Source organism: Caldibacillus thermoamylovorans (genome assembly GCF_000751775.1).
In the GTDB taxonomy this organism is placed as follows: domain Bacteria; phylum Bacillota; class Bacilli; order Bacillales; family Caldibacillaceae; genus Caldifermentibacillus; species Caldifermentibacillus hisashii.
Window position 1 is genome coordinate 1 of sequence record NZ_CCRF01000059.1, and the last position, 13,186, is coordinate 13,186.

Annotated in this window: 14 protein-coding genes and 2 pseudogenes; 3 read left to right on the plus strand and 13 right to left on the minus strand. The window is 36.8% G+C overall.

Annotated features, from left to right (window positions below):
* A pseudogene (locus BT1A1_RS09185) lies at positions 1-850 on the minus strand (ABC transporter ATP-binding protein); the annotation flags it as partial.
* Between the two features lie 340 nt (positions 851-1,190).
* Between BT1A1_RS09185 and BT1A1_RS19580 the strand changes: the two are divergent.
* Together BT1A1_RS19580 and BT1A1_RS19585 are read left to right on the plus strand one after the other, a co-directional pair.
* Positions 1,191-1,277: pseudogene (locus BT1A1_RS19580) on the plus strand (Parvovirus coat protein VP1-like protein); the annotation flags it as partial.
* A gap of 25 nt (positions 1,278-1,302) precedes the next feature.
* Positions 1,303-1,437 carry a hypothetical protein gene (locus BT1A1_RS19585; protein ID WP_309240451.1) on the plus strand — a complete coding sequence of 45 codons (135 nt, stop codon included), beginning with the start codon at positions 1,303-1,305 and terminating at the stop codon, positions 1,435-1,437.
* 233 nt (positions 1,438-1,670) lie between these two features.
* Here BT1A1_RS19585 and BT1A1_RS09195 read toward each other — a convergent pair whose 3' ends face one another.
* The 5 genes from BT1A1_RS09195 to rarD form a co-directional block, all read right to left on the minus strand.
* Positions 1,671-2,012 carry a type II toxin-antitoxin system PemK/MazF family toxin gene (locus tag BT1A1_RS09195; RefSeq protein WP_396122133.1) on the minus strand — a complete coding sequence of 114 codons (342 nt, stop codon included), beginning with the start codon at positions 2,010-2,012 and terminating at the stop codon, positions 1,671-1,673.
* On the minus strand, positions 2,006-2,281 hold the full coding sequence (locus tag BT1A1_RS09200; protein ID WP_034770392.1) for an AbrB/MazE/SpoVT family DNA-binding domain-containing protein: 276 nt from the start codon (positions 2,279-2,281) through the stop codon (positions 2,006-2,008). The genes BT1A1_RS09195 and BT1A1_RS09200 overlap by 7 nt, the downstream gene beginning before the upstream one ends.
* Positions 2,282-2,381: 100 nt before the next feature.
* Positions 2,382-2,873: a methylated-DNA--[protein]-cysteine S-methyltransferase gene (locus BT1A1_RS09205; protein ID WP_034770394.1), complete on the minus strand. Its 492-nt coding sequence runs from the start codon at positions 2,871-2,873 to the stop codon at positions 2,382-2,384.
* Positions 2,874-3,105: 232 nt separating this feature from the next.
* Positions 3,106-3,993 (minus strand): fructose bisphosphate aldolase, encoded by an 888-nt coding sequence (locus BT1A1_RS09210; RefSeq protein ID WP_034770396.1) that lies wholly within the window; start codon positions 3,991-3,993, stop codon positions 3,106-3,108.
* A 369-nt stretch (positions 3,994-4,362) separates the two neighbouring features.
* Positions 4,363-5,298, minus strand: a complete 936-nt coding sequence (gene rarD / locus BT1A1_RS09215) for an EamA family transporter RarD (protein WP_051989082.1) — start codon at positions 5,296-5,298, stop codon at positions 4,363-4,365.
* A 366-nt stretch (positions 5,299-5,664) separates the two neighbouring features.
* Between rarD and BT1A1_RS09220 the strand changes: the two genes are divergently transcribed.
* Positions 5,665-6,189, plus strand: a complete 525-nt coding sequence (locus BT1A1_RS09220) for an HD domain-containing protein (RefSeq protein WP_034770398.1) — start codon at positions 5,665-5,667, stop codon at positions 6,187-6,189.
* A 327-nt stretch (positions 6,190-6,516) separates the two neighbouring features.
* On the opposite strand, the gene BT1A1_RS09225 is transcribed toward BT1A1_RS09220, so the two are convergent.
* The 7 genes from BT1A1_RS09225 to BT1A1_RS09260 form a co-directional block, all read right to left on the minus strand.
* On the minus strand, positions 6,517-6,696 hold the full coding sequence (locus tag BT1A1_RS09225) for a hypothetical protein (RefSeq protein WP_034770399.1): 180 nt from the start codon (positions 6,694-6,696) through the stop codon (positions 6,517-6,519).
* Between the two features lie 524 nt (positions 6,697-7,220).
* A complete protein-coding gene (locus BT1A1_RS09235) occupies positions 7,221-7,751 on the minus strand; it encodes a hypothetical protein (protein WP_051989083.1) in 531 nt (176 codons plus the stop codon).
* Between the two features lie 171 nt (positions 7,752-7,922).
* Positions 7,923-8,873, minus strand: a complete 951-nt coding sequence (locus BT1A1_RS17420; protein ID WP_051989084.1) for a DUF3994 domain-containing protein — start codon at positions 8,871-8,873, stop codon at positions 7,923-7,925.
* Positions 8,874-9,215: 342 nt separating this feature from the next.
* Positions 9,216-10,199: an SPFH domain-containing protein gene (locus BT1A1_RS09245; RefSeq protein WP_034770412.1), complete on the minus strand. Its 984-nt coding sequence runs from the start codon at positions 10,197-10,199 to the stop codon at positions 9,216-9,218.
* A gap of 51 nt (positions 10,200-10,250) precedes the next feature.
* Complete coding sequence (locus BT1A1_RS09250; protein WP_034770402.1) at positions 10,251-10,994, minus strand: TPM domain-containing protein; 744 nt, start codon at positions 10,992-10,994, stop codon at positions 10,251-10,253.
* Complete coding sequence (locus tag BT1A1_RS09255; RefSeq protein ID WP_034770404.1) at positions 10,991-12,019, minus strand: TFIIB-type zinc ribbon-containing protein; 1,029 nt, start codon at positions 12,017-12,019, stop codon at positions 10,991-10,993. Before BT1A1_RS09255 ends, BT1A1_RS09250 begins: the two co-directional genes overlap by 4 nt.
* 138 nt (positions 12,020-12,157) lie before the next feature.
* Positions 12,158-12,835: a PspA/IM30 family protein gene (locus tag BT1A1_RS09260; RefSeq protein ID WP_034770406.1), complete on the minus strand. Its 678-nt coding sequence runs from the start codon at positions 12,833-12,835 to the stop codon at positions 12,158-12,160.
* Positions 12,836-13,186: the final 351 nt, after the last annotated feature.

Genomic DNA, 13,186 nt, shown 5'->3' on the forward strand with positions numbered 1-13,186 from the left:
GAAGTGAGTCAACCCTCCGTTGTTTCATAATTTTTATTGCCTCTGTTAAAGAAACGTTTGGAGTAACAGTTACAGGAGCCGGGTTCATAATTTGATCGACCGTTTGGATATGTGGACGGACCTGAGATAACCGCTCTTTACCAATAAATTCTTCAACAAATTCATTAGCCGGATTTCGCAGTATTTCATCAGGTGTATCAAATTGGACAACTCGACCGTCTTTCATAATGACAATCCGGTCAGCAAGTTTGATTGCCTCATCCATGTCATGTGTGACAAATACAATCGTCTTGCCAAGTTTTCTTTGTAGTTTTTTAAATTCCGTTTGTAATGAATCTCTTGTAATTGGGTCTAAAGCACCAAATGGTTCATCCATTAAAATTAACGGTTGATCAGCCGCAAGTGCCCTAAGTACACCAATACGCTGTTGTTGTCCGCCGCTTAATTCATTAGGGTAACGATTGAGGTAATCAGGAGTCATATCAACGAGGCTCAATAATTCTTTTGCACGTTCTCTTTGTTTGTCAGGCGACCATTTTAATAATCTCGGGACAAGAGAAATGTTTTGTTCGATCGTCATATGAGGAAATAAACCAATTTGCTGAATGACATAACCAGTTTGTCTTCTTAATTTAACCGGATCCATTTGCATGATATTTTCTCCGTTAAGAAAAATTGTTCCCTCTGTTGGTTAAATCAGCCGGTTAATCATTTTCATTGTTGTTGTCTTCCCGCAACCACTTGGTCCGATAAGAACAATAAATTCACCTTTTTCTATTTGAAAATTTAAATCATCCACCGCTCGTTTTTGTCCTTTATAAATTTTTGATACATGTTCAAATGTCAGCAAAAAGAACACCTCCGTATAATTTTTCCAACTAATAATATTGTATAATAAATTTTGTAAAATTAAAAGTTTATGAACGATGAGTGATCAGAAACTATAGGTAAAAGTAAAATGCAGGTGACTCAAGTGATTCGAGAAATGGCGGAACATGATACGAATGAAAATTAATCATTTTAAAAGGCTGAAGTTAGAAATCGAAGTCTAGTCCCATTCCACCGACCTTTTTATTCTTCCTATTCTCTTCTCATAGTTTTATGTATACCAAAGTATCCCCTACACCCGTCCATTCAAAATCACCATGACAATCATAAATTATTATAAATTGTTAAAAGTAGGTGATTTGATGTACAAGTCCAAGCGAAGAGGATTTTGTTTTCCGGGATATAATTGGTGTGGTCCGGGTTGTTCAGGGCCAGGGCGACCAACAAATCCTGTCGATGCCTGCTGCAAAGCCCATGACGAATGTTACAGAAGATATGGTCATTCCAGGTACTGTGATGAAATGTTTAAGAGGTGCTTACAGCCTTATCGGAACAGACATACAAGAATGGGTAGAGATGCCTCATTATTTTCTCGATTTTTCACGGTAAAGAATTTTTTCTTTTAACCTTTTAAATTCCTATTGTGGCTGTCCAAAAGGCAAAATCGATGTCTTTTGAGACAGCTCTTCCTTTATCCAACTTTCCGTCCAAAACCGTGTTGTTCCGTTCGTCTAATTTTTTCTTGCGGTTTTTCAACGTAGGCTAACTGCATTGCCAAAATTCCATTATAAATTCTTTAAACCATACGTTAAGAAGAATATGAAAGATTTTATCGCATTTAATTAATAAAAAGGTAAAAATGTGGATACTAAATCCAGACAATTCTGAACAACTTCATCTGGAACATGGTCCACAATCTTTAAATTTCTTGAACGCCAATCAACACTCCTTAATTGATCGGTTAAAATTACCCCTTGAACATTCAATTTATCTGGTATTTTAACTTCGAAAGGATAGCCTTTTTCTTTAGTCGTGATTGGACATACAACTGCAAAAGTTCCACTGTTAAATAATTTGGGTGATAAAACAATAGCCGGTCTATGTCCTGCCTGTTCATGACCGGATTGAGGACTGAAATTAAGATAAACTATATCGCCTCTGTCTGGTGTTTGATTCATTACCATATTTCAGCACCTTCTGGTTTGCCCCAATTCACTTCATCATGTTTATTTTCAGGAGTAATTTTTGACATTAATTCTTCAAGAGTTGGTTTTTTCTTTATCGGAATAATTTTGATTGCATTATTTTCTACAGAAATACTAATGTCTGAACCTTCTTTAATATTTAAGTCGTCTAATATAACTTTCGGAAGTCTAACAGCAAGACTATTTCCCCATCTTTGCACTTTTGTGGTCATCTTGATTTCCCCTTTGTTTTCTTTATTCATTTTAATTTTATCATCCTTTGCATAATTTGTATATACTAAGTATATACAAACCGTTTAAAAATAATGCAAGGATAAATTTTTAATATTGTTTTTTTAAAGGAAATGACTAATTTTTACTATTTTCCTTATGCTTCTTCTCATGTCTGAGCAACCACTCTTTCCGCCAAAGTCCACCGGCATATCCGGTCAATTTTCCATTAGCACCAATGACTCGATGACATGGAATCACAATGGTTAGTTTGTTTTTTCCATTAGCACTTCCCACAGCACGAACTGCCTTTTCATTTTCGATGGCCACAGCGATATCTTTATAAGACTCCACTTCAGCATAAGGTATTTCCGTTAATGCACGCCAAACTTTCTTTTGAAAAATAGATCCTTCCAAATGATAAGGTATCGTAAATTCATAACGTGTCCCTTGAAAATACTCATCCAGTTGGTTATAGCATTCTATCAGAACAGAAGGTGTTTCCGGCTGGGGGTAGTTCTTCCTTTTATCTTTCTCCGAGAACAAGATCGATGTTATTGCATCTTGAGTACCGGTTATTTCTATCACACCAATGGGTGATTCATAGTCTAATTGATATACTTTAGCCATATAAAAACCTCCATTGAAATATATCGGATTATGCCTGCCAGCCCCACTGATGGATAAGAACCAATCGGACGCATGCTGGCAGCCCGTCCCCCAAATATCTCTTTGTAAACTCGAAAATCGGTGGGGGGTGGCCTGCCTGTTAAGATGGGAGTAATTGATTGAAAATTTCCGGAAAAACCTTTTTTGGTTGTCATTCAAAAAAGATGAGCGACAAAAGGTCATACATAAAAATTTATGTGTTGGAAGCTTCTGCAATTGCTTCAATGGATTTACCCAAAATTGCGTTAAATTCCTCATCAGTTTGATTTGCTGATAATCCTTCTGTTAATGCCCGGGAGAAGCTGGCAATCATTCCATGGTTACGACCTAAAATTTTATTTGCTTCAGCTTGTGAATAACCACCGGAAAGTGCAACGACCCGTACAACATGGGGATCTTTAATTAAATCACTGTAAAAATTATCTTCTGTTGGTAACGAAACTTTAAACATCACTTTTACATTCTCGTCAAGTTTTGCCAAATGTTTAAAGAACTCTTCTTTTAAAATTCTTTCTGATTCTGCTTTATCTTGTGCATGAATATCTACTTCCGGTTCGATTATAGGAACGAGTCCGGCCGCAGCAATTTGTTTTGCAATGTCAAATTGTTGTTGAACAACTGTTTTGATTCCTTCTGCATTCGCTTCTTTAATAAATGAGCGCATTTTTGTACCAAATATGTTGCGTTCATTCGCTCGTTTTAATAAGTTATCTAATCCGTCAATCGGTTTCATCACTTGAACACCATCTTTAAGTGGAGCAAGACCTTTGTCAACTTTTAGAAAAGGAACAATCCCTTTCTTTTCCCAGAGAAAATCAGCTGTATATTGTCCATCAATATAACGATCCATTGTATTTTCAAAAAGAATGGCACCGAGAATATGTTTGGAGTGGAATGCCGGACTTTTGATAATACGTGTTCTCATTTCGTGTATAATGGTAAACATCTCTTCATCATTTGAATAACGGTCGTCACTAACGCCGTAAGCTTTTAATGCTTTTGGCGTACTGCCGCCACTCTGATCCAGTGCGGCAATAAAGCCTTTTCCTGACTGCATTCTTTTCAATTGCTCCTGATTCATCATTATTACCCCTTTCAAAAATTGGAATTATGTACATACCTAATTATACCATTCTTTATAAGGATCAGGGTAGATTGTTAAGCGGAAAGAACTTATGATTAAGTAAACCCCCTTAATTATTACTTCTTCTTCAATGGGTGCCTTTTTGTAATCAAACTTATTTTGTGTTTTGAAGGGTATTTTTAAACTTAAACAATTGTAGGTGAAAATAATGAAACAAACTAATCTTAAAATTGGATTTTTTAATCATGATTTTTTTTAGCAATATCAAGAATCTTTATAACCTAAAAGAGCCAGCAATTTGTTTGTATTGCAAAAAGATGAAGGCTCTTATTTTTCGTTCTTACCGTTTTAATCTGATAAAACAACCTACCTTTTTGAAACACCCCTTACTACAGGGGCTGTTGTTACTTTTCTTTTTCTTATCCCTTGATGAATATTGGAAACTGTAAATATTACAATTGCCAGCCAGATACATGTGAAAGTAATGGCATGATCCTTTGTAAACGGTTCATTATACATTAGGACACCAAGAAGTAAACTAATTGTTGGCGTGATATATTGAAAAAAGCCGACCATATATAGCGGAATTTTTTGCGCTCCAATGCCAAACAGTAGCAGCGGTAAAGCTGTCGCAATCCCCGAACCTAGTAAAAATAAATCAATTTTAGGCGACCCTGTCAAAAAACTTTCCTGGCCATTCATGGTTATATACACTAAGAACAAGAATCCAAAAGGGAAAACAAATAATGTTTCTAATAGCAAGCCTAATATCGAATCTACCTTTATAAGTTTCTTAGACAATCCGTAAAAGCCAAAAGAAAACGCCAACAGCAAGGCAATCCACGGAAATTTGCCAAATGTAATCGTCATATAAATAACACCAATTCCGGCGATGGCAAATGAAACAGCCTGCAGTAGGTTAATTTTCTCCCGTAAGACAAAAACCCCCAGCAAAACGGAGATCAGCGGATTAATGTAATATCCTAAACTCGCCTCCACAATGTGATTCGCATTCACGGCAAAAATGTATGTAAGCCAGTTAATGCTTATGAATAGAGATGCGATAAATAAGCCAATCCATGTTTTCTTTTTGCTCATTTGCACTTGGAAAAAGCTCTTAAGTAATTTTCTTTTTAAAATGATTACGATTATTAAGACGAAAAAAAACGACCAAATCACACGGTGAGCCAGTATTTCAAGTGCCGGAACACCGCTTAAAAATTTCCAGTAAATAGGAAGTATTCCCCATAATAGATAAGAACCTGCAGTAAAAGAAATACCGATTGCGTTATCACGTTCCATAAATTCCCTCCCGTGTCTGTTTATTCCATTAAAATTGTTTGTAATTATATCATATTTATCTTAAACATTTCTCAAAAATGCTCATTTGCATGTTGAGAATTTAAATTTGGTATTTCGGTGAATTGGAAATAATCAAAAAAAAGAAAGTCCGCAACTTGGCGGACCTGGGCTTTTTTTGGTTAAACTAAAATACGATTAAAGGTCATAAAGCAAAGTTTCTTTTACATCAACAATACCCTCCCATTTCAAAATGCACAATTATTGATTAATCAAATAAAATAATTGCAAAAACTAACAAAAGATGTTAATGTTTATAACAATATATTTTTATTTATTTGGAAAATACCGGTGTAAAGGAGGTTTATTATGGCTAGGAAAGTTACATTGGAAACATTATTCCGTCACCCGATTGTTCAAAAATATGTCGGTCGTTCCGGTATGGATCATGCGATTACTGTAGCTGAAAAGGCCTTTAATATTGCTATAAAGTCAGGTGTAAACCCGGATTTAGCGGCAAAGGCAGGTTTGCTCCATGATATTGGCCATTATCAATGGTATACAAATGGAAAATGGGATTATCAAATGTACAAACAAAATGATATCCATGCAATCAAAGGTGCTGCTCGTGCCCATAAACTTCTTGTCCGTTCTGGAGAAGATTTAGAAAATGCGAAGGAAATTGCACTGGCTATCCTGCTTCATACAGATTCTTATTTACCTGAGGGAAGTCTTGAATTAACCCCGCTTCAAAAAGTTGTTGCCGAAGCGGATACCGATGACGAAGAACCAGGGGGAAAACATCATTATCGGCAAATTGACCAACGCACCGCGCTAGCCCGAATTCAAATGCTTGACAAAAAATTGAACGCCATCTCGAATACAATAATTTAGGGAAAACAAGTTAATTCATAAATACAAAAAATTTTTATGAAGCTGAATCCCTTGCCTTCCACCCTCCCCGCTTGTTTTCAAGAATAAAGACTGCCTGCGGAAACGTCCCGGACAGCCTTTTCATCTGCTATTTTTCCAAAACAGATTTACTCACTCATCATCTCCACTCATTTGTATCAATTTTGGAAAAAACTTTACCGGTTTTACGTAACCTATTTTGGAAACGGAATAATTTTCCCCGTTTCTTCCGGTTGTCTGCCGATCATGATTTGAATAATCGACTTTCCAACACTGTTTGATTCAACAAACAAGGCTTCAAAACACCAATCAATTCCATCGCCAGTTTTTCTCGCTTATAAAAAGTAAGTTCATCACTGAAAAAAACATGCTGGCAATCTCTTGCTCCTGCGTAAACTCATCTTGAAAAATATAAGGGAGCTCAGGAAATTGTTCTGCCATGCGGGTTATATATTGATAAATACATTCCTCCCCTGTTCGTTTCGGCACATAACTCCTCCTCTATTTTTACCAATTTCTTTTGATGTTTTTACGCCTGGGGCAATTCGTGAGTTTGAAATTCTAATCTTATAACCCCATGTTGGTAAACAATTTCTTATATGTGAATAACAATACAGATTGTAGAATGAGGACTAATGACATTATCAAACCTGACATATTATGTTCTAAAACAGCCAATATGGCAAAAATGATACCTGTAATGATAAAAAGAATACTTAGGATAGGCGTGAGTTTGCTTAATAAATTTAATTTTTTGTTCATTGGATTCTTCCTCCATTTTCATACCGCGCATCGTTATTTACAATGCATGAACACGTATCTATACACTTCTGCCATAACATCCACCTTAATTACATAATAACATATGACAGAATACTTTGTCACCCGTGTTCAATTTTTTTGTACATTTTTTGATTGAATAATATGTCGGATCGTTAAGTAAAGTCTTTGAAATGTCACGACTTTATTTAACCTATTTGCCCAATTAAAAAAATATCCTCTCAATTACTGTTTTAACTGCTACACCCGCCACCACAGCTGGAGCAACTGGAACCACCAGAGTCACCCGAACCGCCGGAATCCCCCCAATCACCGTGATGCCCGGAATATTTTGAATCGCTATCCACATAACAAGCAAAACCGGAACAAAAAGATCCGCTATTGTATTGTGTCGCTTTATAATATTCACTAGGCATTGCATCATGCATGACCTTTTCGTATTCATTTTCATAAAAAAGCGAAAAATAGACTGCCGGCAGCAACGCATACTGATATACTTCTGCTTCCGATTGCGTCTTCTTTGTCGCAAAAGGTTTTTCTCCTTTAATCTGTTCAGATTCCTCAATTTGCAACTTCATTTTTTTAATTAAGCTTCTCTTCAAATCCATCCACTCACCATTATGGCGGAAGTAATGATTTAAAAGTTCCTCTTCAGACAATGTTTTGAAATCTTCTAATATATTTTGTGAGATCGGATATTTTAGAAATCCACCCCAAAGAACCCGACTATTCGGTGTCGATTCAAATAAACTAAATATACCCAATCAAAGAAAATTTCGACATAAAATTTACCATACCCATTCCCCCTTGCTCAACCTTTTTTAAATATACGTTTTTTGTTGACCGAAAGTTTCAAAGGCTAAAAGAAAATCATAACCACCCTTTGAAAGGATGGTTATGATTGCCATTCTCTAGTTTTCTATTTTCCGTGATTATCAATTTTTCATTTCACTGTCTTCGATTTTTTCATACTTATATGCGGTCATCGATTCTAAGTCAAAAAGTTGAATACCCTCTTCATTATACCGTTGGAGTTCCATCGGCATTTTTTTACGGTTTGGCTCTTGTTTTTTTCCATTGACGTACTTGCTGTCATGATGGAATGTGATAACTCCTTGGATATAATTCCATTCCCATGTACCGATTAACGCATTGTCTTTGCTTGGATACTCTCCATTTCCATATCCCTCATAGCTGCCATCTTTATTCAGCACAATGCTGACATTTGGAGAACCGTCTTCCTGATAAAAGCCCCATTTTCCAATGAGTTCACGGCCATCCTTGGATACATTTAATAGGACACTATCTCGGTCAATTCCAGCGTTTAGGTCCAACTCTTTTAAATCATCCGTATTAATCGTTCCATCTCCGCCATCTGCAGGAGGAATTGGATTGTCAATAGCCAGTAGTCGGTAGGCATGATTCCAATAATCTTGTCCCGTTTTCATATGTTCCAAGGCTTTGGCATCTTTGCTTGCATCACCATCTTTTATGGCTTCTTCAAACAATTCCATTCCTTTATCAAATTCATCTAACGCCATGGTAATCTCTTCCCCAACCTGTTTGTGAGAGTTTGGCGGGGCAATCCGACGAAATTCATTCAATATCGCCCGAATGTCTTTGACTTTTTCACGAGAAGCAGTTTGCCATTCTTTTGGTTCCATCTTTGTGTCTTGCCGTACCTCTCCAAAGGCTTTGATAGCGTTGTTAAATTCTGAACGCAGTCGTACCGCTTCATCTGTGTACTCCTTCAAGGAAACTTGATTGGCTTTGACCTCTTTTGGAGCCTCTTGTGTGTTGTTTTTCGAATTCTCTATACTGGTACATCCTGCTAGGAAAAGCATCGGAAGGGTGAGTCCTACCACCCATTTTATTTTGGACTTCATGTAATACCTCCAGTTTCTTTCAATTGATTCATACTGATCGTTATAGAAGAAGAATATTCCCTTGTCTTTTCAAGGTTGTGTTCCATAGACCAAAACGAAAATAAAAAACCGCTCATAATAAATATTCGCTACTCACAAGAAAAATCCTTCTCTATATTTATAATTTTTTACTTTAACTAGTGAAATCCGTGACGCAAACCGTGGGTAATCCGATTATAGCGACATTATATGATGGGATTATCAAAATTTGTATTTAAATGTATACGGTGAGGATATCAAGATTGCCATTTACATAGGAAGCAAACGTAAAAGGAAAACTCGGCGATCACCGAGTTTTCTTTATTACGCTAATTTATAACCGCAATTCGGGCAAAATTTCGTTCCGGTATTTTTCTCGCCGCAATTTGGACAAAAGTTTACTTTCTTTGCTGTGTCAGTTGGCGGGGGCGTTTGTTCGACAGATTTTGCTCCGTCTTTCTCGTCTCCCTCCATATTTTTTATCATTTCTTTAGCCATATTCATACCCATCATCATTCCGGCTACGTCCGATGCCGCGCCACCACCACTCGTTTTGCCAGACGACATCCCGTCAAGTATCGATACTTGCTGGTATTTCTTCATATCACCAACCATGCCAAAAGATGCGTTTTTGTTAATCATATCTTGGATTTCTTTCGGATAATTAAAACTCATAATCGTAAAGCCGGTAATGGTCAAACCATCATCAATAACTTCCATATCCAAATCATCTTTAATTCCCTTGGCGATTTCATGGGCATTGGCTTGCAAGTTGAACATATCTTTTCCTTCTTTAGAAATCCATCGCATCAAAAGCTGATCTAGGATTGCGGTAATCCGAATTTTTACGTCATCCACAAAATAACTGCTTTTCACCCCAGCAATTTTATCAATCAGGGCAACATAGTCATTGACTTTAAATTGGAACGTACCATTCGCACGGATCGGCATCCCCCCCGGCATACCCGGTGTCGGGATATTGATGGCGTTTTTCGTTCCCCATTTTACCGTAAATTCTTTCGTATTGACAAAAAGAACTTCGATGCGTATTCCACTATTAAAACCAAACTTGAATCCTTTTAAAGTTGAAAGAAACGGGATAATTTCCGATTCGATATTGTAATCACCTTCATCTTTAAAAATCCCTTCAATTTTTCCATTATATAAGAAAATTGCATCCTGACCCGGACGAATAATTAATTTACTGCCTTTCTTAATTTCACGGTTGCTCCACTTCCAAAAAATCATATCGTCGCGAAATTCTTCCCATTCTACAACATTCGCAAATTGGTTTTTGAAAAATGCCATTTCATCCAATCCTTTCTTTCCAAAAATTGACATATTCTTTCGCTGGCAATGTTAAAAACTGCCACGACTACCGCTATGGGAATGTCCACCACCCGTTATGCCACCGCCACTAGAATTTTGCGACGGTTTTCTTGTTTTTGTCACAACTGTTCGGATATAATCATCTCTTTTTGCCAAAATGCGTGACGTATTCGTGTTTAAATAGGTTCGATTATTTGTTGTCACTCGACCACCACTGTTATAGACGAACGTCCCTGTAATCACACCGCCTATGATAATGGCAATAATAATCTGGAACCACCATTGGAGAAATAGATTAGCCGGTTCGCCAGCCATATAGTCATCAACAAGTGCGATAAATTGTTCAAAAGCATGTTCGTAATTACCAGCAGTCAACGCAGGAGAAATTTGTTCACGAATGTTATCCAATCGACTATCATTCAAATATAGTTTACCTTTATAAAATCCGGCCAAATAAACTTCCCTGTTGTTCATATCTACTGTCAACATGGCCACATTCCATTTATCTAAACCTTGTTCGTCTATTTTTTCATCGTAAAAATCTTCCGTATACTGCTTCACATCAATATTCGGGTCATTGACAGTTACAATTAAAATATCAGTGTCCCATTTCTCACCAACCTGTGTTGCTAAAGTCTCCAGTTTTGTCACTTCCCGATCGGTTAACAGGCCGGCCTGATCATAGATTTTTTGACTGATAGCAAAAGCATGATTTCCCCCCACCATGAATGAGAGAAGAAAGAACAACGCAAACAGGAACAAGTTTTTCTTCATATTAGACCGCCTCCCATGAAAAAGGTGACAAGTCTAAAGATAAGTAATGTGATCGCAGCAATACCACCAAACCAACCTGCTACTTTGGCACGACTAATTGGCGGTTTTCCGACCACTTTCCCTGTTTGCCCGTTCATTGCAAAAATATAATCTTTCCCCCTGTAATGATAGGTCACCATCCAAATCGGAAGCAGCACATAATAACTTTTCATTTTTTTGCTTTCAATTTCCTTTTGCTCAGGAATAAACGTTGCATACCCGGATACGGTGGAATGAATATACGAATCAATAAAACTTTGAATCTTTGTTTTCGCCCGGGGAAGTAATGCCTTATCATCGTAATTATATTTTTCCGCTAGATAACCGGCCAAATAAGGTGTTTTAAATGTTTTCAACTGATCATACTTGTAAGGCTCTAATTTATCCATTAACCCATCTTCCATTTTCTCAGAAGCATCAACAGGGACTTTCATATAGTCGAGGTTAATATCACGAAAGATGCGATAATAGCTTGTCTCCGTATAAATATAATCACCACTCGTATATTCACGTACCTTTGTTCCACTCCCGGAAACACGGACACGACTATTTAAATCATACATCCAAAACGGTACATACATCCCGGTCAATTTTTTGATCCGGTCAGCCGTCATAAAATCATTTGGTGTCACTAATCCATTTTTACACCACTTTTTAAAAGCTGCGACTGCCTCGTCTTTGTTAATAGAAAAGGGGATGACTAATGAAGGTGCCAATGTTCCTGAAACCCGTTCCGCAATAACCACGCCGGCCCCACAAAAGCTGCATGTGGTCGCAACGGTATCAGCATCGGTTAATAAAACCGCCCCACAATTTTCACAATGATATTCTTTTGTTTCATTTTCTTCAAAAGTTGTTGTAATAAATTCATCAGAAAAATTTTCTATCGCATCTTGTCTGCCGCAAGAAAGGCAGGTTAATTTTCCTGACTCACTATCAAACGACATATCATCGCCACAGTTCGGGCATTTATAATGAATGACCATGTTTCTCACTCCTGACTGTAACCAACACATAAACTTAATAAAGCCGCAGCAGTTTACTTAATTGCTGCAGCTTTATACAATATGAGTCGTTATAAATTTTCTATATTATGACACCCTTAATAATAACATGCCAATTTGTTATTCATCTTGTTTTAACTTTGCCTTTAGTGCAGCGAGTTCATCATCTACACTCGTTTTTTGCTCATATTTATCCGCAAGCTCATCCAGATCGTCTTCCGGTTTCTTGTTTAGTTCGGCCATTGCATTTGCTTCATCTAGGGCACGATTGATTTTATCTTCCATCCTGCCAAACGCAGATGATGTATTGTTCGCATCTGTGACCGACGAACCGATTTGGTTTAGTCGTTGTTGTGTTTTGGCAACTGACCATTTTGCCTTTAACATGCTTCTTTTTGCTTCTAATTCATTGATGTCTGAAACGAGTTTATCATGCATTTGTCTCATTTGACTTGCATTAGATGCAGCCAAATTGTAAGCCGATTGGAATGCTGTTTGTTTTTCGGCCAATTGCGTCTTTCTTTCAAGGAACTTTCTTGCATCATCTTCATTACCTGCTTCTAACGCTTTAATTGCATACTTTTCCATTTTCTCGATATCGCTTTTACACTCCGCCAATACTCGTTTTGCCCTTTGCTCTTCAGCCATAACCGATGCAGTCTCAGCTTTCACATTGCCAAGGTCACGATTCAAATTTCTCAAATATTGATCAATCATCTTTTCGGGATCCTCCGCTTTATCTAACAACGCATTTATATTACTGGCCATAATATCTTTAAATCTTGTCAAAATACTCATTTATTTTTCCTCCTTAATAATAACAATAATATATATACTGGCTGAACCGGTAAAAAGATTCATTTTTTTAAAGCTTATATAGATGATGGAACGAAATTATTACATTCTAAAAGATTGTCTATTGCTGATTCCCTCAAAAAAATATTCTCGTTTAGGTGGAAATTATTGAAATTCTTTAAGAAATTTAATTCCTAATTCCATTCTAATTACATTTTTACATCCATACTATATTAAGAGATGTTTAGCAAACTGTGTATCACTTAAAAATGTACCAACTATATTCTGACCATATAACAAAAAAGAGCTGATGATATAGTTCAATATAAACTTTATCATCAGCTCCTTCAATTT